Below are 20,994 nucleotides of genomic sequence, written 5' to 3'. Positions count from 1 at the left end.
GAAGCGGCGTCAGTCGTGGCGCCGCTTCTTGCCCGTGAGCATCGCGAGGACGAGGTTGTCCTTGTGCAGCATGCTCATGACAATGGCCGCGCTCACATGCACCGTCACCAGCGCGGCCAGCGTGTACGCCAGCCAGGCGTGCAGATCCCGCGGCCAGTCTTCACCCCACAGTGCATCGAGCCGCGATAGCCATCCTGTGAAGGCCAGCGCAAGAATAAGTCCCCACATGGTCAGCATGCCCAGCGCGCCGATGGGGTTGTGGCTTACAAACTTCATCGGCGTGCCCGCGCGCAGCGAAGCCACATAGCCGCGCAAGGCCGACAGCCGCGGCCACCACGTGGCAAAGCGCGCGTTCGGGCTGCCGACCACACCCCACGTCAGCCGCACCGCCACGAGCCCGGCGGCGATATAGCCGACGTTGCGATGCAGGGGCCCGCCCGAATCTTCGAACAGGTCCCACAGCACCAGCATCGCCACGCTCCAGTGCGTGATGCGGACGACCCGGTCCCACACGGGAACGTGTGTTGGCGATTCCGATACCACCGTCTTACTTCTCGATCTCGGACTTCACGACCTCCAGCGTCTTGGTGTCGTAGTAGATCTCGGCCTTCTTGCCGTCCTTGTTGGTGCCGTAAATCTCGTAGCAGTTGCCGTCCACCTTGAACTTCTTGATGGTGTAGCCCTCGGCTTTGATCTTGGCCTGGGCTTCGGCCTCGGGCATCCATTCGGTCTTCGGGTGCTTGGTGCACTTGGCGCTGGCAAAGGCGCTCGTGGAGCAAGCGATGGCCAGGGCGGCGGCGGTGATCTTCAGCATGCGGTCTCCTTTTGCATGACGGTTCAGGAAGACGCAGGCTAGGGCAATCGAGAATGATTCGCAATACGTGGTTTCCGCGGGGGCGGCCTGACGTAATGCGATGGAAAGGAAGGGAATGCGGGGAAGGGGGACGCCACCGCGCGAGGCGGTGGCGCGAGCACAGGCGGGCCTACTTGTTTACCATCCGCGCCGGTACCGACAGTGTGAGGATCGCCCCCAGTACCATCGACGCGGCCAGCATGTACATGCCGGAGTCGGTGCTCTGCGTGGCGTCTTTCAGCCAGCCCACGGCATAGGGGCTGAGGAAGCCCGCCAGATTGCCCAGCGAGTTGATGAGCGCGATGCCCGCGGCGGCGGCGGTGCCAGCCAGAAAGGCCGTCGGCAGGCTCCAGAACAGCGGCAGCGTGGTCAGGATGCCCATGGTGCCGAGCGTGAGCGCGGCCATCGCCAGCGTCGTGTTGGTATGCCACACGGCCGAAAGCACGAGACCGACGGCGCCCGCGACGGCGGGAATCGCGATGTGCCAGCGGCGCTCGCGCGTGCGGTCCGAGCTGCGCGCCACCAGGATCATCGCGACCACCGCCGCGCCATACGGAATCGCCGTCAGCAGGCCGACCGAGAGCGGATCGGCCACGCCGGTCTGCTTGATCAACGTCGGCAGCCAGAAGCTCACGCCGTACAGGCCCATCACGAAGGTGAAGTAGATCAGGCTCATCAGCCACACGCGCGGACTGGCCAGGACGGTGGCGATGGCGGGGTCTTCCTTGTCGGCGTCTTCGGCGGCGACGTTGCGGGCGAGCAGGGCTTTTTCGTCGTCGGTTAGCCACTTGGCGTGACTGATGCGGTCATCGAGATAGAGCAGCACGACGATACCGATGACGACCGACGGGAGGCCCTCGATTAGGAACATCCACTGCCAGCCGGCCAGGCCATAGACGCCAGCGAAGCTTTTCAGCGCCCAGCCTGACAGCGGCCCGCCGATCACGCCAGAGAGTGCCACCGCCGTCATGAAGAACGTGGTGGTGCGCCCACGCCGCTGCGCTGGATACCAATAGGTGAGGTACAGGATGATGCCCGGGAAGAAGCCGGCCTCGGCCAGGCCCAGCAGGAAGCGCATCACGTAGAACATGGCCGGCGAGGTCACGAACATCATGGCGGCCGAGATGATCCCCCACGAGATCATGATCCGCGCGATCCACATGCGCGCGCCCACGCGATGCAGGATCACATTGCTCGGCACTTCAAAGAGGAAGTAGCCGATGAAGAAGATGCCCGCGCCCAACCCGTAGATGGTCTCGCTGAACTTCAGGTCGTTGAGCATCTGCAGCTTGGCAAAGCCAACGTTCACGCGATCCAGATATGCGACCACGTAGCACAGCAGCAGAAACGGAACCAGGCGCCACGTCACCTTGCGGTAGGTGGCTTCTTCGAAATCACTTGCGGATTGTGCCAGGGTGCTCGCGCTACCCAGCGGTGGAGTGGTGAGGGCCATCGGGTCTCCTGTGTTGTTGTGAAGCGGGCCGATCCAATTCTTCGACAACGCTGCGATGCCCAACCTGGCTGGTCGACAGAATAGGACTGGTCCGATGTACCGCCAGCGCATTGTGCGCTGGGTTGGCCCGTGTCGCCAAGCGCCGCGCTGTGGCGACCCTAAGAGGCACCGCAAAGTGGCCGTTGGCCCTTTGCCGGCAACAGTTCTTGACGATTTAGGAGCGTTCTCATTCATCGGTTTGGGCCCGAAAAGTAACCTTGTGTTGAGGGAAAAACACACGCCTTCAACCCAATGCTGTGACCGGCTTTACGAACGCAGCACTTCTCCATGTCAATCAAAGGGATCTTCCAACCATGAACAAAATCGCTATCGCGCTTGCTGGTGCTCTGACTCTGGGGGCCGCTGCGTCGGCGCAGGCCCAATCCGACGGCACCATTACTTTTACCGGAGAGGTGCTCGCTACCAGTTGCGTCATCGATGCGGGAGGCTCGGGTGTCGCCAACGCAACCGTGACGCTGCCGAACGTTGCTCAGAACTCGTTGAATGCCAATGGCGCTCGCATCGGTGATACGCCGTTCAGCATCACGGTCGGCTCTGCTGGCACCCCCTGCACCCAAAACAACGTGCAGGCGTATTTCCACAATCGCGGCAGTGTCAACGCCGCAGGTCGGCTGAACAACACGGGCACTGCCACCAACCTCAACGTTGCGGTGCTCAACGCGGACCACCAGGACATCGACCTGACCAACAACACCAACTCGAAGACGGTGCCTATCTCGGGCGGTACCGCCAAGCTCGATTTCTTTGGCCAGTACTACGCCACGGGTGCCGTTGGGGCCGGTACGGTGAACACCGGTGTCGAATACTCGATCGTCTATCCGTAATCGCAACGGTGCGCGATGACACACGCCGGGGGCTCGCGTCTCCGGCATCCCCGGGGTGCCGATGCCCCCAACCGTTACGGAGGAACACGACCATGAACACCACGATCCGCACCACCCTGATGGGCGTGCTGGCGTTTGCTGCCGCTTCGGCACAGGCACAGGTCATCGTCCATGGCACGCGGGTGATCTTTCCGGGCGACCAGCGGGAAGTGACCGTGCGCCTCCAGAACACCGCCGAGCGTGCGGCCCTGGTGCAAACCTGGACGGACGACGGCAACCCGGAAGCCAAGCCGGAGACCGCAAGCACGCCATTCCTGCTGCGTCCGCCAGTATTTCGCCTGGATGCAGGCAAGAGTCAGGTCGTGCGCATGCAGTTCACGGGCGCTGCGCTGCCGCAGGATCGCGAGAGCCTCTACTGGTTCAACGCGCTCGACATCCCGCCCAAGCCCTCGGCCGACAAGGTGCCGAGCGGCAACTTCTTGCAGTTCAGCGTGCGCACCCGCATCAAGATCTTCTATCGCCCGAAGGGCCTGACCGCCAGCGCTGCAGCCGCCGCGCATGAAAAGGTGCAATGGAAGGTGGTGCCCGAAGGCAAGGGCTGGGCACTGCAAGCGAGCAACCCCACGCCGTACTACGTCAACTTCAGCCAGATCGATTTGCAAGCTGGCGGCAAGGCATATCCCCACTCGGACATCGGCATGGTGCCGCCGCTGTCCACGGCCACCTTCGCGTTGCCGGGCCTCGGCAGCAAGCCGGTCCAGGCCGACGTGCAGTACGTGTACGTCACTGACCAGGGGGCCAACCTCACGCGTTCTGTGCCCCTGAGCGTGCCGTAGCCGCGCAGTCCAAGGCCGCCTTCGCGCGCGCCGCAGTCGTCTGTTCCCCGTTTGTGCAATCCGCCCAGACCGTCGTTCGTGACGGGCTGCGGGGGGATGCGTCCGCCCACCGATCGCTCCTGTGCCATGAACACTCGCCATCGCCGTCCACTGCAGCCTGCCTACCTGAGCCGCCTCATCGCGGCTCTGGTGGCGGGCGTGCTGCCGGGCGTTGCGCTGGCGGCGGTGGAATTCGACCCGCGCCTGGTCTACGGCGAATCGGCGAGCAGCACGAACTGGAGCCGCTTTGCCAGCAACGAACATGTGGCGGGCACCTACAGCGCAGATATCCGCGTCAACGGCACGTTCGTGGTCCGGCGCGATATCGAAGTCCGTGCCACCGATGATGGCCGCACACAGGTCTGCCTGGACCCGGCATGGTTCGAGCAACTTGGCCTGGATGCCGGCCGCGTGGCCCGAGCGCAAGAGGCGAGTGCCGCTTCCGACAAGCCACTGCGCCCGCTGCCCACCGAGGTGTTCTGCGATGTGCTGGCCAACTACGTGCCCGACGCCACCGTCAACTTCGATGCGGGCGAGCAGGTGCTGGAAATCGGCATCCCGCAGGCCTACCTGACGCACGATCCGCGCGGTTGGGTCAACCCGGAACTGCGCGACAACGGCATCAACGCCGCGCGCCTGAACTACTACGTCAACCACCAGCAGATGCACACCAGCGGCTACGGCAGCCGCAGCTCCACCAGCGCCATGGTCAATGCCGGCGTCAACCTGGGTGCTTGGCGCTTTCGCCACGATGGCTACTTTGCCTACGACAGCCAGGCCGGCGGCAGCTACCGCCCGGGGCGCACCCTGGTCCAGCGCGATCTGCCGGGCATGGATGCGCAGCTCACGCTGGGTGAAGCGGCGACGGCGGGCGACCTGTTCGACGGCGTGAACTACCGCGGCGTGAGCGTGAGCACCGATGCGCGCATGCTGCCCGATTCGCAGAACGGCTATGCACCGAGCGTGCGTGGCGTGGCCCAAAGCAATGCGCGCGTTGTCATTCGCCAGCGCGGCAACGTCATCTACGAAACCATGGTGGCGCCGGGCCCGTTCGAGATCAACGATCTGTACAGCACCGCGTCCAGCGGCGACCTGAACGTCGAGGTGATCGAAGCCGATGGCCGCGTGCAGCGCTTCGTGGTGCCCTTTGCCGCCGTGCCTCAGCTGCTGCGCAAGGGCCAGCAGCGCTACAGCATGACGGCGGGCCAGCTGCGCGACACCGGCTTGCCCGGCACCGCCCAGTTTGTCGAGGCCACGCTGCGGCGCGGTGTGAGCGATCAGGTCACGCTGTTCGGCGGCGTGACGGCATCGAACGGCTATGGCGCGGTGCTCCTCGGTGGCGCGGTCAACACACCCATCGGTGCGTTTTCCGGCGATGTCAGCTTCGCCAGAACGCAGTTGCCGGGCGAGCAGGCCGGGTTTGACAGCAGCATGAGCGGCCAGTCGTATCGGCTGACCTATAGCAAGGACCTGCCTTCCACCAATACGAACATCACGGTGGCGGCCTATCGCTATTCCACCCGGGGGTATCTGTCGCTTGCCGACGCTGCACGCGTGCGCGGCGCGTTGCGCGAAGGTTTTGGCGGGCAAGACGTGGCCCGCCAGCGCGGCCGCCTCGATCTGACCGTCAACCAGCGCCTGGGGGATCGTGGCGGCTCTCTGTTCGTCACCGCCAGCAGCGCCGACTATTGGAACCGTGGCCAGCGCGCCACCAGCTTTACGCTGGGCTACAGCAACACCTGGGGGCCGGTCACCTACACCGTTTCGGCGCAGCGCACGATGGAGCGCTCGCTGTACGGCAATGAAGACTCGCGCCAGACGAACAGCATCAACCTGAGCCTGAGCATTCCGCTGGGCAAGGCCGGGAATGCCGCGCGCCTGACCACCAGCATGGACCGTGATAGCGACGGCCGTCAGAACCTGCGCGCCGGTGTATCCGGCAGCTTTGGCGAGCAGCGGCAGGGCAACTACAACGCCTCGGCCACCCACAACGGGCAAGACGGCGCACGCTTTAACGGCGACGTCAGCTACATGACGTCCGTGGCCAACCTCAGCGCCGGCTACAGCGGCGGACATGGCAGCCAGCAGCTCTCGCTCGGCGCGTCCGGTGGGGTGATCCTGCACAGCGACGGGGTGGTGTTCTCGCAGCAGATGGGCGACACCGTCGGCATCGTGCACGTGCCTGATGCACCGGGCGCCGCCATCGACAACGCGATCGGTGTCAAGACCGATGCGCGCGGCTATGCGGTCGTGCCGTACCTGAGCCCGTACCGCCGCAATGAAGTCACCATCGACCCGAAGGGCCTGCCGCTGGACGTTGAACTCAAGAGCGCCTCGGTCACCACGGTGCCGACCGCGGGTGCGGTGGTGCGGGTGGTCGTTCCGACCAGCAGCGGCCGGACTGCGCTGATCGAAGCCCTGCGTGCGGACGGTCAGCCGCTGCCCTTCGGCGTGGACGTGGCCAACGAAGCAGGCGAAGTCGTCGGCGTGGTGGGGCAGGCCAGCCGCCTGTGGGTGCGCGGCGTCGAAGAGCGCGGCCGGCTGTTCGTGCGCTGGGGCGAAGACGCTGCGGAGCAATGCGCGGTTGACTACAATCTGGCCGGTGTAGCCAGCGGCGATATGGTGGTCAGCCAGTGCAGCGGTGAATTGCCCGCTTCCGAATGAGTCGGCACACCCGGATCACTGTTTGGATTTCCCAGCGAGATTTGCACATGCATAAGACCTACCATTCCGCCATTGCGATCCTGTTGCTGATGCTGTCTGCCAAGGCGGCTGCGCAGGCTTCTTGCACCCGAGCGGCAGGGGCTTCCGAACTGGTCTGGAACATCAATATCGGCAACCTTATTGCGCAGCGCGATGCGCCGGTGGGCACGGTGTTGCTGGATCGTGAACTCACGTCGAGCCAATACAACCGCACGCTGTTGACTTGTACCGGAACAGGCAATGGGCAGGCCAGTTGGATGGCGTTTCCTGGTGCACGTGCGGTGCCGGGAATGGCCGGTTACTACACAACCAACATCACCGGTGTCGCGGTGCGAGTCGACTATCCGACCGCGTTGGCCGATCGGCAATTTACGAATCTGGCCACGCGCTGGCAGTTCAATGCCCCCTATTACATCCCGGGCCCTTTCCGTATCCGTCTGGCGAAGACTGGCGCCATCACGAGTGCCCCTATCTTGCCCGTGACGGCATTTACCTGGACCGTGCCGCAAACCGGCGGGGGCACGCTGAGCGTTGCACAAGGCAGCTTCACCGCGGGCGGCGTCACCCAGGTGGCATGCCAGCCGGTATCCACAGCCTTCACCATCAACATGAGCCGGACAACGACCATGGACTTCCACGGCGTAGGCACCACGGCCGGAGAGACCCCGTTTTTTATCGCCATGATGTGCGATGCCGGCACCAGGCTCTCGGTGGCGCTCGATGGCACGCGGGTGGGCCCCCCGGAAAACGGCACCGTGGCCCTCACGCCGGGTTCCACTGCGCGTGGCGTCGGTCTTCAGGTCATCTACAACGGCAATCCCGTGACGCTCGGGCAGACGTTCGACGCCAATATCACATCTGCCGGTGGCCGCGAGCAGGTCGATTTTCGTGCCCGCTACATCCAGACCGGCCCGATTGCGCAGGCGGGCAAGGCCGACGCCACGGTGTCGTACACGTTCACCTACAACTGACGTTGTTCCCGAATCAAGGAGGCATTTTCGTGCGTTGGCGTCTTTCTGGTTTGCCTTCCACCCTTCGAGCGCATGCCCTGTTGCTGGCGGTGGGTACGGCAATGGCATCGCTTTCCAGCCAGGCTGCGGTGTTGCTGCCTGGCACGCGGGTCGTATTTGATGGCAGTCGCTCGGACGTGTCTCTCACATTGGGCAACGACGGCCCAGCAGAGCGCGTTACCGCCTGGGTGGACGAGGGTGACGCCAATCAGCCGCCCGAGACCAGCAAAGCGCCCTTTGCCGTGACACCCCCGGTGGTGCGCGTGGAGGCCAACAGCCAGCGCTCCATGCGGATTGCGCGGCTTTCCACAGCCAGGTTGCCGATCGACCGAGAGTCCATGTTCTGGCTCAACGTGCGCGGCATCGCTGAAGGGGCGAAGACACCGGCGCCGGGTGACAGCCAGATGGCGGTCACCATCCGCTCCCGCATCAAGCTGTTTTATCGCCCGCAAGGATTGGCTGGCGACCCCGCGCAGGCGCCGGCAGCGCTGCGTTGGCGCTGGCAGCAGGGTCAGTCCGACAGTGCCGCAACGCTGGTGGTCGAGAACCCGACGCCGTGGCATGTCAGCCTCAACGCGCTGCGAGGGCAGGGTCAGGACCTGGTCGACCAGTTGCAGGCCGGGACCATTGCGCCGCAGTCTGAAGCACGTTTGCAACTACGCGGCATCAGCCTGTCACCCGGCCAAGCGCTTTCGCTGGAGGGCGCGTGGATCGATGACCAGGGAACCGTGCATCCGCTGCAGGTCTCGGCGCAAGCGGCGCACTGAACCGCGAAAGCGCTACACGCAACGCCCGCCGTCCACCTCCAGGCAGGTGCCGGTGATGAACTCGGCCTCATCCGACGCCAGATAGAGGCACGCGTTGGCCACATCCTGCGGCGTGGACAGCCGCCCCATCGGGATCGTCGCCAGAAAGCGCGCGCGGTTCTCGGGCGTGTCGGGCATGCCCATGAACTGTTCGATCAGGCCCGTGGCGCCCATCACCGGGTTCACGCAGTTCACGCGGATCTTGTCGGGGCCCAGCTCGGCCGCCATCGCCTTGCTGGCCGTGATGACGGCACCCTTGCTGGCGTTGTACCAAACGAGCCCGGGCCGCGGCCGGATACCCGCGGTCGACGCCACGTTGACGAACACGCCGCCGCCGCGCTCCCGGAAGTGCGGCACCATGTGGTGCGCCGTCCAGTAGATGCTCTTCACGTTGACGGCCATCACGCGGTCGAACTCGTCTTCAGTGATCTGCAGCAGCGGCTTGTTCTTGTGCGTGGTGCCCGCGTTGTTCACGACGATGTGCAGATCGCCATAGCGCGCCAGCGTGGCACCGAGCAGCTTGGCAACGGAATCCCCATCGGACACGTCGGCCTGCACGAAATGCGCGTCGCCGCCGGCCACGCGGATGGCGTTGGCCACGCGTTCGCCCGCTTGCGCATTCAAGTCGTTGACGACGACGCGCGCGCCCTCGCGGGCAAAGGTGTTGGCGATACCCTCGCCGAAACCCGAACCCGCGCCTGTGACGATGGCGATCTTGCCGGCAAGCCGCATGGTGTCTCCTCGTGTTGTGGGTTGGTGCTGCTTTTAACCGTGGCGGATAGCGATGGTCTTGAGCGTGGTGAAGCCGTATAACGCCTCGAAGCCCTTCTCGCGCCCGTGGCCCGATTGGCCCGTGCCGCCGAAGGGCAGCTCCACGCCGCCGCCGGCGCCGTAGTTGTTGATGAAGACCTGGCCGGCCTTGAGCTTGCGCGCCAGACGCAATTGGCGGCCGCCATCGCGCGTCCATACGCCAGCCACCAGGCCGTACGGCGTGCCGTTGGCCAGTGCCAGGGCTTCGGCCTCGGTGTCGAACGGCATGGCCGCCAGCAGCGGGCCGAACACTTCCTGCTGCGCCAGGCGGTGTGTGTGCGGCACGTCGCGCAGTAGCATCGGGGCTTGGTAATAGCCGGTTTCGGGCGCTTCGGGCACCACCTGACCCTGCGCCATCACCGGGATGTTGGCGTGCTGCGCGTCCGAGACGAAATCCCACACGCGCTGCTGCTGCTTCGGGTTGATGAGCGGGCCGCAGTCCAGGTCCAGCGACGCAGGGCCGACCTTGATGGATTCGAACACCGTGGCTAGCTGGTCCAGCACCGCTTCGTAGATTCCGCGCTCGATCAGCACGCGGCTGCCGGCCGAGCACGTCTGCCCCGCGTTCTGGATGATGCCGTTGACCACCGCCGGAATCGCCGCTTCCAGGTCCGCATCGGCAAACAGGATCTGCGGCGACTTGCCGCCCAGCTCCAGCGTGACGGGCACGTGGTTTTCAGCCGCCGCGCGAACGATGGCCTTGCCCGTCTCGGGCGACCCGGTAAACGACACATGATTGATACCGGGATGCGCCGCCAGTGCCGCGCCCGCCTCATGGCCGTAGCCGGTCACCACGTTGAGTGCCCCATCAGGCAGTCCGGTTTCGGCGGCCAGCTCGGCCACGCGCAGGATCGACAGGCACGCATCTTCGGCCGGCTTGACCACGCAGGCATTGCCTGCCGCCAATGCGGCGCCCACGCTGCGCCCGAAGATCTGCATCGGGTAGTTCCAGGGGATGATGTGCGCCGTCACCCCATGCGGCTCGCGCACGGTCAGCACGGTGGTATCGGCCGGATAGGGGATGGTCTGGCCGTGCAGCTTGTCGGCCGCGCCGGCATAGAACTCGAAATAGCGGGCGATGGCGCGGGCGTCGGCGCGGGCCTGGCGCATCGGCTTGCCGGTGTCGCGGGCTTCCAGGCGGGCGAGTTCTTCTTCGTGATCGGCCAGGCGCAGCGCCACGCGCATGAGCAGCCGGCCGCGCTCGGCGGGGCTGATCTGGCCCCAGACGCCCTCAAATGCGCGCCGCGCGGCATGGACGGCCACGCTGATGTCGGTGGCGTTGCCCCGGGCGATCTCGGCGAAGGACTGGCCGTCAGACGGGTCGAATACCTTGATGCGCATCCCCGAATCGGGCGACATCAGGCGGTTGGCGATGAAGTGCTGGGCATGCATGAGGGGTTCCTGCAAAGATCGGCAACGCGCGATTTTCGCACGGGCCGGGGGACGGCAGGGGGTTGCCCGGGTGTCACGGGCTATAATGCCCGCCGACAGTTTTTCACGCTTCCTTTCAACCATTTGCGTCGCGTTTTCACGCACTTCGCGCATTCCGGAGCATTTCCATGAGCTTCAACAACGTCTCGCCGGGCAAGGACATCCCCAACGACTTCAACGTCATCATCGAGATCCCGGCGCAAAGCGACCCGGTCAAGTATGAAGCCGACAAGGAAACCGGCATGCTGCACGTGGACCGCTTCGTTGGCACCGGCATGCGCTATCCGGCCAACTACGGCTTCATCCCGCAGACGCTGTCGGGCGACGGTGACCCGGTCGACGTGCTGGTCGTCACGCCGTTCCCGCTCATCCACGGCTGCGTGGTGCGCTGCCGCGCCCTGGGCATGCTGAAGATGACGGACGAATCGGGCGTGGACGCCAAGCTGGTGGCGGTGCCCGTCAACAAGCTGAGCCCGGCCACGGCCCACATGACCGATCTGTCGGACATTGGCCAGAACCTGCTGGACCAGATCAAGCACTTCTTCGAGCAATACAAGGCGCTGGAAGCTGGCAAGTGGGTCAAGGTCGAAGGCTGGGGCGGCATCGAAGAAGCCCATAAGGAAATCGCCGACGGCGTTGCCAACTATAAGAAGTAAGACTTTTCTGGATTTTGCCGTATGGCATGTCTGACAAGATCCCGGCCTCCGGATGGAGCGCCGGGATTTTTGTTTGGGCGAGCGTGATTCCTGCCGGGTATCACACTTGCCGAAGCCGCACTGCACGGCCCTTTGCGGGAGGGGCGGGGTTCAAGTATGCATTTTCTGTTGAATTTTTCACGATTTGCATGCTTGGGTCAGATAGCCGCGCTACACAGAGATTTAAGTAACGCTCATTTGCCCGGGGGAAACGACGCCTCTAGACTCCCCGTCAAGTTTGACTCCAACCCCTGGTACTGCGATGTTGAACAAGACCGTTGTCGTTCCCGTGCTTTCCGCTGTGGCCATGGCAGCATTCACCGTGTGGGCGCTGCTGGTTGGCCCGTCGGATGCCGCTCATGCGGGCGAGCGCGCTGTCGCGCTGGCCACCGCCGTGGCTGCCGATTCGGCGGTGGCACATTGCGTGATCGCCCAGCAGCCGCCTGCTGCGCACTAAGCTTTACCTCGCGTCCGCCGTTCGTGCGGACGCTGTCTTTCCCGCCTCTGCAGTTCTCCCCGTCGCTAGTCTGAATCCGGCCGCTGCCTGAACGGGGAACGGTCCGTCAGTTCATCCCGATAGGCTTCCATGCCGGCCGTTTCGCGGTCGAGGAACCGGCTCACCGCATCGGCAAAGGCGGGGTGTGCGAGCCAGTGCGCCGACAGCGTGACCACCGGCTCAAAGCCGCGCGCCATCTTGTGCTCGCCTTGGGCGCCGCCTTCAAAGGTGCGGATGCCGTGCTCGATGCAGTACGCCAGCGGCTGGTAATAGGCCGTCTCGAAGTGCAGGCAGGGGTGATGCTCGACCGCGCCCCAGTAGCGGCCGTACATGACGGACGCCTCGGGCCGTGGGTCGATTACCAGCAGTGCGCAGGCAATGTCGTTGCCTGCGCGCTGCGCGATCACCAGCAGCAGGTTCTCGGGCATCGTCTGTCCGATCTGGCGGAAGAACTCCAGGTTCAGGTATGGCGAGGAGTGGTGCTCGCGGTAGGTCGTGCGGTAGCAGCGGTGGAAGAAGCGCCAATCGGCATCGGTGGCGGCTGCGCCGGGCACCTGGCGGAAGGTGATGCCGGCGTCGTGCACGCGGCGGCGTTCGGCGCGGATGTTCTTGCGCTTCTTCTGTTCCAGGGCGGCCAGGAAATCGTCGAAGCTGGCAAAGCCGGTATTGCACCAGTGGAATTGCACGCCTTGGCGCAGCAGCATGCCGGCCGCGCGCAGTTGTTCAGCCTCGTGGGCGGTGGGGAAAAGCACATGCAGCGATGACAATTCGCTGCGTCGCGCAATGTCCAGCAGGGTCTCAAGCAGCGCTGCTCGCACGGCCGCATCACGCGCCAGCAGCCGCGCCCCCTGCACCGGGGTAAACGGCACCGCCGACAGCCATTTCGGGTAGTACTCCAACCCATGCTGTGCATAGGCATTCGCCCACGCCCAGTCGAAGACATATTCGCCATAGGAGTGGCCCTTCACGTACAGCGGCACGGCGGCGGCGAGCACTTGGCCATCCGGGCCGTCCTCCCACAGCGTCAGGTATTGCGGCGACCACCCGGTATCTGGTGATGCGCTGCCGCTCTCGTGCAGGGCCTGCAGGAAGTCGAAGCGCAGGAAGGGCGTCGACTCCGGCTGCAGGGCGAGCAAGGCATCCCACGCATCGCGGCCGATGTCGCGCAGGTCGGTCACAAGTCGCGTGCGATAATTGGCCGATTCGTGTCGCGAACCAGCGCGAGCTTCGGGCTCAGGAACGAGGGGGCGGGAGGTCATGCCGCCGATTCTAATTCCAGCCTTGAGCGCCGCGCTTGCATTCCACATTGCCCCCATGACCGTCTCAGTCGCTCTCGCCCAGATCAACTGCACCGTCGGCGATTTCGCCGGCAATGCTGCCCGCATCGTCGCCGCCGCACGCGAGGCGCACCTGGCTGGTGCGCGTATTCTCGTGACGCCGGAACTGTCGCTCACCGGCTATCCTCCCGAAGACCTGCTGCTGCGTCCGGCATTCATCGACGCCAGCGCCCGTGCGCTCGATGCGCTCATCGCCGAGTTGGCGGCTTTTTCCGGCCTGCATGTGCTGATCGGGCACCCGCAGATCTCGCTGGAAGCGCCCGCGCCCGGCGTGCTGCCCAAGCCGACCAATAGTTGCACTGTGGCCGCCGATGGCCGGGTGGTCGGCCGCTATCACAAGCTTGAGCTGCCCAATAACGAAGTTTTCGACGAAAAGCGTTACTTCCAGCCAGGCACCGAGCCCTTCGTGTTCGAGGTCGATGGCACGCGCTTCGGCGTCATCATCTGCGAAGACGCCTGGTACCCCACCGCCACAGCCTACGCCCGCGCAGCCGGCGCGCAGGTGGTGCTCATTCCCAACGCCTCGCCGTATCACCTCGACAAGGAAGACCTGCGCGAGCAGATCATCGGCGCGCGGGTGAAGGAATCGGGCCTGCCGCATGTGTACGCGAACCTCGTCGGTGGGCAGGATGAACTCGTGTTCGACGGCGGCTCGTTCGTGCTTGATGCCGACGGCAAGGTCGTTGTGCAGATGGGCCAGTTTGCCGAGGGTGTCGGTACCGTGCAGTTCGATGGCGGCAAGGCGTTGCCCGGCGCGATTGTTCCGGAGGCTTCGCTGGAAGCGCAGGTGTATGAGGCGCTCAAGCTTGGCGTGCGTGACTACCTCGGCAAGAACGGCTTCCCGGGCGCGATCATCGGTTTGTCGGGCGGTGTCGATTCCGCGCTCGTGCTGGCAATTGCCGTCGATGCGCTGGGCGCCGATCGTGTGCGCGCGGTGATGATGCCTTCGCGCTACACCGCCGACATCTCGTGGGTGGATGCGCGCGATATGGCGGCCCGCCTGGGCGTGCAGTACGACGAAATCCCCATCGCGCCGATGTTCGACGCGTTCAAGGGCGCGCTGGCCGAGGAATTCCGCAACCTGCCCGAAGACGCGACGGAAGAGAACATCCAGGCGCGCATCCGCGGCACATTGCTGATGGCGCTGTCCAATAAGTCCGGCCGCATCGTACTGACCACCGGCAACAAGAGCGAAATGGCGGTCGGCTACTGCACGCTGTACGGCGACATGGCCGGCGGTTTTGCGGTCATCAAGGACATCTTCAAGACGCTGGTCTACCGGCTGTGCCGCTACCGCAATACGTTGTCGGACGTGATTCCGGAACGCATTCTCACGCGTGCGCCGTCGGCCGAGCTGCGCGAAAACCAGACCGACCAGGACAGCCTGCCCGAATACGACGCGCTCGACGCGATCGTGCAGCGGTATATGGAGCAGAACCAGCCGGTGGCCGACATCATCGCCGCCGGGTTTGCGCAGGGCGACGTGCAGAAGATCGTGCGCCTCATCAAGATCAACGAGTACAAGCGCCGTCAGGCGCCGGTGGGCATCCGCGTGACGCAGCGGGCGTTCGGGCGGGACTGGCGGTATCCGATCACGTCGCGGTTCAAGGAATAAGCGGGGAACAGCAAACCGCATGCTCGACTACTACGCCAAGCGCGCCCCCGAATACGAACGCATCTATGCGAAACCGGAACGGCAGGGTGACTTGGCGTGGTTGAAGGCGCGCGTGGGTGACCTCACACGCGGCGCACGCGTGCTGGACCTGGCCTGCGGCACCGGTTTCTGGACCGAGGCGATGACGGATGCGCGCAGCATCGTCGGCGCCGACTACAACGACACCGTGCTGCGCATTGCGCTCGACAAGGGCATCGCCGGTGCATCGTTCGTGCGGGCGGATAACGACGCGCTGCCGTTTGCGCCCGGCACGTTCGACGTGATGACGGCGGGCTGCTGGTGGTCACATGTACCGCAGCAGCGTCTGCGTCAGCATGTTGAAGCGCTGCACCACGTGCTTGGCCCGGGCGTGCGCGTATTGTGGTTCGATAACCAGTATGTGCCCGGCTCCAGCACGCCCATCGCCTACAACGATGAACATGGCAACACTTGGCAGCGCCGACCCTTGCAGGACGGTACCGAACACGACGTACTGAAAAACTTTCCCGACGATCCGACCCTGCTGCAGACGGTGGCCGGCATCGCCCAGGATGTGCGCATTAACCGGCTCCAGTATTATTGGACGCTTGAATACCTCACCCACTAGTTAGCGAGACACCCATGAAACAGATCACCGCCATCATCAAGCCCTTCAAACTGGACGAAGTGCGCGAGTCGCTCGCCGACGTGGGGGTGACCGGCCTGACCGTCACCGAGGTCAAGGGTTTCGGCCGCCAGAAGGGCCACACCGAGCTGTATCGCGGCGCTGAATACGTGGTCGACTTCCTGCCGAAGATCAAGATCGAGGTGGTGGTGGCCGACAGCCAAGTCGAAAACGTGATCGATACCATCGTCAAGGCTGCCAAGACCGGCAAGATCGGCGACGGCAAGATCTTCGTGATGCCGGTGGAGCAGGTGATCCGTATCCGCACCGGCGAGAAGGACGAAGCGGCGGTTTAATCCGTTGCAGTCAGGCTGGCGCGCCTGCGCCGGCCCGCGCGACCATCGCCGGTCAGCGCGGCAGGGTGATGTTCCAGCGCAGCGTCACCAGCCGCCCGGTCACGATCGCCAGCGTGGCGATCACCACGGACACGCTCGGCAGCAAATCCGTGTGCGTCAGTCCGATGTAGAGGAAGCACCCGAGAAACGCGCAGGTCGCGTACGGGCGGTTGTCCCGCAGCAGCATGGGCACCTCATTGCAGACCACGTCCCGCAGCAGGCCGCCGAAGGCCGACGTGATCACGCCCATCATCACCGACACGAAAACCGGCACGCCCGCATCGAGCGCCAGTTGCGTGCCCAGCACGCCAAAGAGCCCCATGCCGATGGCGTCTGCCACGATCAGCACGCGGTCGGATACCAGCTGGCTCACCAGCCGGATCACCCAGTTGGCAAACAGGCTCATGACGAACAGCGCGAGCAGGTATTGCTCGTGCTCGACCCAGTAAAAGGGCCGGCGATCGAGCAGCAGGTCGCGCAGCGTTCCGCCGCCAAACGCGGTCAGGAAGGCGACGATGAACGCGCCCACGGCATCGAGCCGGCGCCGTTTGGCCTCGGCCAAGCCCGAGATGGCAAACGAGAAGACCGCGAGGATCTCCATCCAGTGCATGATCAAATCGAGCCGGCCGACGTGCATTGGTGTTCGGGGGTGTTCTTATTGTTCGGGGTGAAAAACGGTCAGGCGCCGTGCGGCTGCCGCAGCAGCACCAGCACCGCGCCCGCGCCGCCCGCCGTGTTGCGTGGCTCGACGAAGGCGATCACTTCTTCCTTCTGCACCAGCCAGGAGCGCACTTTGCCCTTGAGTACCGGCGTCTTGTCCGGCGAGCCCAGGCCTTTGCCGTGAATGACGCGTACGCAGCGGATGCCGCGCTGCACGGCGCGTCGCAGGAAGGCGGCTAGCGCCTCGCGGGCTTCCTCGCGGCGCAGGCCGTGCAGGTCGATCTGGTCTTGCGTCGCCCATTCGCCGCGGCGCAGCTTTTTAAGCACGTCTTCGCCGATGCCGGGGCGGCGGTAGGAGAGGGTGTCGTCGGTGTCGAGCAGGTTGTCGACGTCGAACTCGTCTGACAGCGAGGCATCCAGCACGCGTTTGTCCTCGGCACGGGAGTGCACCGGGTCGGGTGCGGGCGGATTGCGCGGATGCTCGACGCGCTTGTTCTGGCGCAGCGCACTCACCTCGCCGATGCTGGCGCGGAACACGTTGGCCTCCTCGGCGGCCTTGCGCTTGGCTTCCTCGGCGCGCTGGCGTTCGGCCTCGCGTGCCTCGGTCTCGACCTTGAGCTGGTCGCGCAACTTGGCCAGATCGGTCAGGCTGAGTTTGGCATTGGGGGTGGGGGCACGTTTCATGGCGAGGGGCGAATCAAGGTCGAGCGTGCGTGGATTATACGAATGCGCGGCACATGGCAAAACGGCCGATGGTTTCCCATCGGCCGCTGCCGGAACCCGGAGTCGGATGCGGCTTATTCCAGGCTTTCCAGGTAGCGCTGGGCGTCCAGCGCGGCCATGCAGCCTGTGCCGGCGCTGGTGATGGCCTGGCGGTAGATGTGGTCCTGCACGTCGCCGGCGGCAAACACACCCGGGATGTTGGTGGCGGTGGCCATGCCGGCCAGACCGCTCTTCGTGGTGATGTAGCCCGTGTCGTTCATGTCGAGCTGGCCGCGGAAGATGTCCGTGTTCGGCTTGTGGCCGATGGCGATGAACACGCCTGCCACCTTGATCTCTTCGGTCTTGCCTTCGTTCTCGTGCGTGCCTTTCAGGCGGGCGCCCGTCACGCCGGAATCGTCGCCCAGGATTTCGTCGAGCACCATGTTGGTCTTGATCTCGATCTTGCCCTTCTTCTCCTGCTCATGCAGGCGGTCGATCAGGATCGGCTCGGCGCGGAACTTGTCGCGGCGGTGGATGAGCGTGACCTTGCTGGCGATGTTGGCCAGGTACAGCGCTTCTTCCACGGCGGTGTTGCCGCCGCCCACCACGGCCACTTCCTGGCCCTTGTAGAAGAAGCCGTCGCACGTGGCGCAGGCGGACACGCCGCGGCCGGCAAACTTCTCTTCCGAGGGCAGCCCCAGGTACTGGGCCGATGCGCCCGTGGAGACGATCAGCGCGTCGCAGGTGTATTCGCCCGAATCACCGATCAGGCGGATCGGCTTCTCATTCAGATGCGCGGTGTGGATGTGGTCGAACAGCACTTCGGTCTTGAAGCGCTCGGCGTGCTCCAGGAAGCGCTGCATCAACTCGGGGCCTTGCAGATGTTCCTTGTCGGCTGGCCAGTTTTCCACGTCGGTGGTGGTCATGAGCTGGCCGCCCTGCGCCAGGCCCGTGACCAGCACGGGGTTCAGGTTGGCCCGGGCGGCGTAGATGGCGGCCGTGTAGCCGGCGGGGCCGGAGCCGAGGATCAGCACTTTTGCGTGTTTTGCCATGATGCGTTCGGTAGGTGTGCGGCACGGGGGGGAGGGTGAAAGTAAAGCGGCCGCCGTGCAAGCTAGGTGAGGGTGACGGCCGCCATTATAAAGTGGCACCCCCTCGTCCGCCCGGTTGTAAATTCCAATGGCAGTGATAGGGCCGCGTTACAATCGTTGCCATCGCATTTGTGCTGTCTTTAAGCCGCGCGGGCCTTGTCCCAAGCGGCGCACCCGTCTCCCGCATGGCTCGAGCTTCCACCACTCCGACAACCCGTACCGACCCCGCCGCACTACCGTCCCGCATTGGACGCCTGCTGGGCGAGGTCCGCTGGTTCCTGTTGCTGGCGGTGACCATCGCCTTCCTGATCATTCTTCTGTCATACAACCGGGCAGACCCCGGTTTCACCCACGCCAGCCAGGTCGACGAAATCCGTAACCTGGGTGGCCGCGTGGGTGCGTGGCTGGCCGATCTGCTGCTGTTCGTCTTTGGCGCGTCCGCCTACTGGTGGGCGGTACTTCTGGTGCGCAAGGTCTGGCGTGGCTGGCGCGAATTGATGTCGGATGAGCGCTTGCCACGCACGTCCATGCCGCGCGTGGACGCCAGCGTCACGTGGATCGGCTTTGCGCTGATCCTGGCCTCCAGCATGGGCCTGGAAGCGATTCGCATGTACTCGCTGCACATGAAGCTGCCGCGTGCGCCCGGCGGCGTGCTGGGCGATGTGATCGGCGGGGCGATGCAGCATTCGCTGGGTTTTACCGGCGGCACGCTGGCGCTGCTGTTTACGTTTCTGGTCGGGCTCTCGCTGTTTTTCCATTTCTCGTGGCTGAACCTGGCCGAGCAGATCGGCGCTGGCGTCGAAATGCTGTTCGTCGGCTTCAAGACCCGCCGCGAGAACAAGCAGGACCGCGCCATTGGCGAGGCGGCCGTGGCTGCGCGCGAAGAAGTGGTCGAAACCCGCCGGGTGCGCATTGAAGAAGCACCGCCGGTACAGATCGTCCGCCCGACCGCCGTGGTCAAGAGCGAGCGCGTGGAGCGCGAGAAGCAGCAGCCGCTGTTTGTCGACATCGAGGATTCCGACCTCCCGCCGCTGGCGCTGCTCGACCCGATCCCGCCGGTGGTGGAAACCGTGAGCGCGGAGACGCTGGAATTCACCTCGCGCCTGATCGAGAAGAAGCTCAAGGACTTTGGCGTGGAAGTGCAGGTGGTGGCGGCCTATCCGGGCCCCGTCATCACGCGCTATGAGATTGAGCCCGCCACGGGCGTAAAGGGCAGCCAGATCGTGAACCTCGCCAAGGACTTGGCGCGCTCGCTGTCGCTGGTGTCCATCCGCGTGGTGGAGACGATTCCGGGCAAGAACTACATGGGCCTTGAGTTGCCGAATCCGAAGCGCCAGGCCGTACGCCTGTCGGAGATTCTCGGCTCGCAGGTCTACAACGAGAGCGCTTCGCAATTGACGATGGCGCTCGGCAAGGACATCGCCGGCAAGCCGGTGGTGGCGGATCTGGCCAAGATGCCGCACTGCATGGTGGCCGGTACGACGGGTTCGGGTAAGTCGGTCGGCATCAACGCGATGATCCTGTCGCTGCTGTACAAGGCCAAGGCCGATGCTGTGCGCTTGATCCTGATCGACCCGAAGATGCTGGAACTGAGCATCTACGAAGGCATTCCGCACCTGCTGTGCCCGGTGGTGACCGACATGCGCCAGGCTGGCCACGCCCTGAACTGGGCCGTGGGCGAGATGGAGCGCCGCTACAAGCTCATGAGCAAGATGGGCGTGCGCAACCTGGCCGGCTTCAACAAGAAGATCGAAGAAGCCGCCGCGCGCGAAGAGAAGATCCCCAACCCGTTCAGCCTCACGCCCGATGCGCCGGAACCGCTCGACAAGCTGCCGATGATCGTCATCGTGATCGACGAACTGGCCGACCTGATGATGGTGGTCGGCAAGAAGGTCGAAGAGCTGATTGCGCGGATTGCGCAGAAGGCGCGTGCCGCAGGCATTCACTTGGTGCTGGCGACACAGCGTCCGTCGGTGGATGTGATCACCGGCCTAATCAAGGCGAACGTGCCGACGCGGATTGCGTTCCAGGTCAGCAGCAAGATCGACTCGCGCACGATTCTCGACCAGCAGGGCGCCGAGGCACTGCTCGGCATGGGTGACATGCTCTACCTCGCGCCGGGCACGGGTTTGCCGGTGCGCGTGCACGGCGCGTTCGTCTCGGATGACGAAGTGCACCGCGTGGTCGACAACCTCAAGGCGCAGGGCGAGCCGAACTACATCGAGGGCATCCTCGAAGGCGGCGTGGCCGACGAGGGCGGCGGCGATGGCTTTGGCGGTGGCGCAGGCATTGCAGGCGCTGGTGGCGGCGAAGCGGACCCGCTGTACGACCAGGCCGTCGACGTGGTGCTCAAGAACCGCCGAGCGTCGATCTCGCTGGTGCAGCGTCACCTGCGCATCGGCTACAACCGCGCCGCGCGCCTGCTGGAAGACATGGAAAAGGCGGGGCTCGTATCCGCCATGTCCGGCAACGGCAACCGCGAAATCCTGGCGCCGAACCGTAACGGCAACGTCGTCGAAGAGGAATGACGTTGCC

Annotated in this window: 20 protein-coding genes; 11 read left to right on the top strand and 9 right to left on the bottom strand. The window is 64.7% G+C overall.

Features of this window, described 5'->3' with window-relative positions:
• Nucleotides 1-9 precede the first annotated feature (9 nt).
• From NG900_RS16400 to NG900_RS16390, 3 genes are all read right to left on the bottom strand, one after another.
• Nucleotides 10-471 (bottom strand): cytochrome b/b6 domain-containing protein, encoded by a 462-nt coding sequence (locus NG900_RS16400; protein ID WP_252682830.1) that lies wholly within the window; start codon nt 469-471, stop codon nt 10-12.
• A 76-nt stretch (nt 472-547) separates the two neighbouring features.
• Nucleotides 548-814 (bottom strand): PepSY domain-containing protein, encoded by a 267-nt coding sequence (locus NG900_RS16395; RefSeq protein ID WP_252682385.1) that lies wholly within the window; start codon nt 812-814, stop codon nt 548-550.
• Nucleotides 815-983: 169 nt separating this feature from the next.
• Nucleotides 984-2,306 (bottom strand): MFS transporter, encoded by a 1,323-nt coding sequence (locus tag NG900_RS16390; protein ID WP_252682383.1) that lies wholly within the window; start codon nt 2,304-2,306, stop codon nt 984-986.
• Nucleotides 2,307-2,659: 353 nt separating this feature from the next.
• Here NG900_RS16390 and NG900_RS16385 point away from each other — a divergent pair, with 353 nt between their 5' ends.
• The 5 genes from NG900_RS16385 to NG900_RS16365 all read left to right on the top strand — a co-directional run bounded on the left by NG900_RS16385 (nt 2,660) and on the right by NG900_RS16365 (nt 8,545).
• Complete coding sequence (locus tag NG900_RS16385; RefSeq protein ID WP_252682381.1) at nt 2,660-3,190, top strand: fimbrial protein; 531 nt, start codon at nt 2,660-2,662, stop codon at nt 3,188-3,190.
• A gap of 92 nt (nt 3,191-3,282) precedes the next feature.
• The gene (locus tag NG900_RS16380) at nt 3,283-4,026 is read left to right on the top strand and encodes a fimbrial biogenesis chaperone (RefSeq protein WP_252682379.1); all 744 of its coding nucleotides are present in this window, start codon (nt 3,283-3,285) and stop codon (nt 4,024-4,026) included.
• A gap of 126 nt (nt 4,027-4,152) precedes the next feature.
• Nucleotides 4,153-6,729 (top strand): fimbria/pilus outer membrane usher protein, encoded by a 2,577-nt coding sequence (locus NG900_RS16375; protein WP_252682377.1) that lies wholly within the window; start codon nt 4,153-4,155, stop codon nt 6,727-6,729.
• Nucleotides 6,726-7,739, top strand: a complete 1,014-nt coding sequence (locus tag NG900_RS16370) for a fimbrial protein (protein WP_252682375.1) — start codon at nt 6,726-6,728, stop codon at nt 7,737-7,739. Before NG900_RS16375 ends, NG900_RS16370 begins: the two co-directional genes overlap by 4 nt.
• Nucleotides 7,740-7,741: 2 nt before the next feature.
• Nucleotides 7,742-8,545, top strand: a complete 804-nt coding sequence (locus tag NG900_RS16365) for a fimbrial biogenesis chaperone (RefSeq protein WP_252682373.1) — start codon at nt 7,742-7,744, stop codon at nt 8,543-8,545.
• Between the two features lie 12 nt (nt 8,546-8,557).
• Here NG900_RS16365 and NG900_RS16360 read toward each other — a convergent pair whose 3' ends face one another.
• A complete protein-coding gene (locus NG900_RS16360) occupies nt 8,558-9,316 on the bottom strand; it encodes an SDR family oxidoreductase (RefSeq protein WP_252682371.1) in 759 nt (252 codons plus the stop codon).
• Between the two features lie 33 nt (nt 9,317-9,349).
• Nucleotides 9,350-10,786: an aldehyde dehydrogenase family protein gene (locus NG900_RS16355; protein WP_252682370.1), complete on the bottom strand. Its 1,437-nt coding sequence runs from the start codon at nt 10,784-10,786 to the stop codon at nt 9,350-9,352.
• Nucleotides 10,787-10,953: 167 nt separating this feature from the next.
• Here NG900_RS16355 and ppa point away from each other — a divergent pair, with 167 nt between their 5' ends.
• Together ppa and NG900_RS16345 are read left to right on the top strand one after the other, a co-directional pair.
• Nucleotides 10,954-11,481: an inorganic diphosphatase gene (gene ppa / locus NG900_RS16350; RefSeq protein ID WP_252682368.1), complete on the top strand. Its 528-nt coding sequence runs from the start codon at nt 10,954-10,956 to the stop codon at nt 11,479-11,481.
• Nucleotides 11,482-11,782: 301 nt separating this feature from the next.
• Entirely contained in the window at nt 11,783-11,977 is a 195-nt protein-coding gene (locus tag NG900_RS16345; RefSeq protein WP_252682366.1) for a hypothetical protein, read from the top strand.
• A 65-nt stretch (nt 11,978-12,042) separates the two neighbouring features.
• Here NG900_RS16345 and NG900_RS16340 read toward each other — a convergent pair whose 3' ends face one another.
• Nucleotides 12,043-13,275 (bottom strand): GNAT family N-acetyltransferase, encoded by a 1,233-nt coding sequence (locus tag NG900_RS16340; RefSeq protein ID WP_252682364.1) that lies wholly within the window; start codon nt 13,273-13,275, stop codon nt 12,043-12,045.
• Between the two features lie 55 nt (nt 13,276-13,330).
• Here NG900_RS16340 and NG900_RS16335 point away from each other — a divergent pair, with 55 nt between their 5' ends.
• Genes NG900_RS16335 through glnK form a run of 3 tightly spaced genes read left to right on the top strand, consistent with a single transcriptional unit; the run spans nt 13,331 to nt 15,967 of the window.
• The gene (locus NG900_RS16335) at nt 13,331-14,968 is read left to right on the top strand and encodes an NAD+ synthase (RefSeq protein ID WP_252682362.1); all 1,638 of its coding nucleotides are present in this window, start codon (nt 13,331-13,333) and stop codon (nt 14,966-14,968) included.
• A gap of 19 nt (nt 14,969-14,987) precedes the next feature.
• The gene (locus tag NG900_RS16330) at nt 14,988-15,614 is read left to right on the top strand and encodes a class I SAM-dependent methyltransferase (RefSeq protein ID WP_252682360.1); all 627 of its coding nucleotides are present in this window, start codon (nt 14,988-14,990) and stop codon (nt 15,612-15,614) included.
• A 14-nt stretch (nt 15,615-15,628) separates the two neighbouring features.
• Entirely contained in the window at nt 15,629-15,967 is a 339-nt protein-coding gene (glnK, locus tag NG900_RS16325) for a P-II family nitrogen regulator (protein WP_045787417.1), read from the top strand.
• A 52-nt stretch (nt 15,968-16,019) separates the two neighbouring features.
• Here glnK and NG900_RS16320 read toward each other — a convergent pair whose 3' ends face one another.
• From NG900_RS16320 to trxB, 3 genes are all read right to left on the bottom strand, one after another.
• Nucleotides 16,020-16,643, bottom strand: a complete 624-nt coding sequence (locus tag NG900_RS16320) for a trimeric intracellular cation channel family protein (RefSeq protein ID WP_252682358.1) — start codon at nt 16,641-16,643, stop codon at nt 16,020-16,022.
• 41 nt (nt 16,644-16,684) lie between these two features.
• Complete coding sequence (locus NG900_RS16315; protein WP_252682356.1) at nt 16,685-17,350, bottom strand: Smr/MutS family protein; 666 nt, start codon at nt 17,348-17,350, stop codon at nt 16,685-16,687.
• A gap of 113 nt (nt 17,351-17,463) precedes the next feature.
• Nucleotides 17,464-18,420: a thioredoxin-disulfide reductase gene (gene trxB / locus NG900_RS16310; protein WP_252682354.1), complete on the bottom strand. Its 957-nt coding sequence runs from the start codon at nt 18,418-18,420 to the stop codon at nt 17,464-17,466.
• Nucleotides 18,421-18,644: 224 nt separating this feature from the next.
• Between trxB and NG900_RS16305 the strand changes: the two genes are divergently transcribed.
• The gene (locus NG900_RS16305) at nt 18,645-20,987 is read left to right on the top strand and encodes a DNA translocase FtsK (protein WP_252682352.1); all 2,343 of its coding nucleotides are present in this window, start codon (nt 18,645-18,647) and stop codon (nt 20,985-20,987) included.
• Nucleotides 20,988-20,994 lie beyond the last annotated feature (7 nt).

Origin of the sequence: Ralstonia soli, from assembly GCF_023955655.1 — a bacterium.
In the GTDB taxonomy this organism is placed as follows: Bacteria; Pseudomonadota; Gammaproteobacteria; order Burkholderiales; family Burkholderiaceae; genus Ralstonia; species Ralstonia soli.
This window is presented reverse-complemented; position numbering and strand designations above follow the sequence as displayed.

Excerpts from the sequence above, each read along its gene's own strand:
- NG900_RS16400 (WP_252682830.1), bottom strand. The coding sequence starts at position 471 with ATGCTGGTGCTGTGGGACCTGTTCGAAGATTCGGGCGGGCCCCTGCAT.
- NG900_RS16395 (WP_252682385.1), bottom strand. The coding sequence starts at position 814 with ATGCTGAAGATCACCGCCGCCGCCCTGGCCATCGCTTGCTCCACGAGC.
- NG900_RS16390 (WP_252682383.1), bottom strand. The coding sequence starts at position 2,306 with ATGGCCCTCACCACTCCACCGCTGGGTAGCGCGAGCACCCTGGCACAA.
- NG900_RS16385 (WP_252682381.1), top strand. The coding sequence starts at position 2,660 with ATGAACAAAATCGCTATCGCGCTTGCTGGTGCTCTGACTCTGGGGGCC.
- NG900_RS16380 (WP_252682379.1), top strand. The coding sequence starts at position 3,283 with ATGAACACCACGATCCGCACCACCCTGATGGGCGTGCTGGCGTTTGCT.
- NG900_RS16375 (WP_252682377.1), top strand. The coding sequence starts at position 4,153 with ATGAACACTCGCCATCGCCGTCCACTGCAGCCTGCCTACCTGAGCCGC.
- NG900_RS16370 (WP_252682375.1), top strand. The coding sequence starts at position 6,726 with ATGAGTCGGCACACCCGGATCACTGTTTGGATTTCCCAGCGAGATTTG.
- NG900_RS16360 (WP_252682371.1), bottom strand. The coding sequence starts at position 9,316 with ATGCGGCTTGCCGGCAAGATCGCCATCGTCACAGGCGCGGGTTCGGGT.
- NG900_RS16355 (WP_252682370.1), bottom strand. The coding sequence starts at position 10,786 with ATGCATGCCCAGCACTTCATCGCCAACCGCCTGATGTCGCCCGATTCG.
- ppa (WP_252682368.1), top strand. The coding sequence starts at position 10,954 with ATGAGCTTCAACAACGTCTCGCCGGGCAAGGACATCCCCAACGACTTC.
- NG900_RS16345 (WP_252682366.1), top strand. The coding sequence starts at position 11,783 with ATGTTGAACAAGACCGTTGTCGTTCCCGTGCTTTCCGCTGTGGCCATG.
- NG900_RS16340 (WP_252682364.1), bottom strand. The coding sequence starts at position 13,275 with ATGACCTCCCGCCCCCTCGTTCCTGAGCCCGAAGCTCGCGCTGGTTCG.
- NG900_RS16335 (WP_252682362.1), top strand. The coding sequence starts at position 13,331 with ATGACCGTCTCAGTCGCTCTCGCCCAGATCAACTGCACCGTCGGCGAT.
- NG900_RS16330 (WP_252682360.1), top strand. The coding sequence starts at position 14,988 with ATGCTCGACTACTACGCCAAGCGCGCCCCCGAATACGAACGCATCTAT.
- glnK (WP_045787417.1), top strand. The coding sequence starts at position 15,629 with ATGAAACAGATCACCGCCATCATCAAGCCCTTCAAACTGGACGAAGTG.
- NG900_RS16320 (WP_252682358.1), bottom strand. The coding sequence starts at position 16,643 with ATGCACGTCGGCCGGCTCGATTTGATCATGCACTGGATGGAGATCCTC.
- NG900_RS16315 (WP_252682356.1), bottom strand. The coding sequence starts at position 17,350 with ATGAAACGTGCCCCCACCCCCAATGCCAAACTCAGCCTGACCGATCTG.
- trxB (WP_252682354.1), bottom strand. The coding sequence starts at position 18,420 with ATGGCAAAACACGCAAAAGTGCTGATCCTCGGCTCCGGCCCCGCCGGC.
- NG900_RS16305 (WP_252682352.1), top strand. The coding sequence starts at position 18,645 with ATGGCTCGAGCTTCCACCACTCCGACAACCCGTACCGACCCCGCCGCA.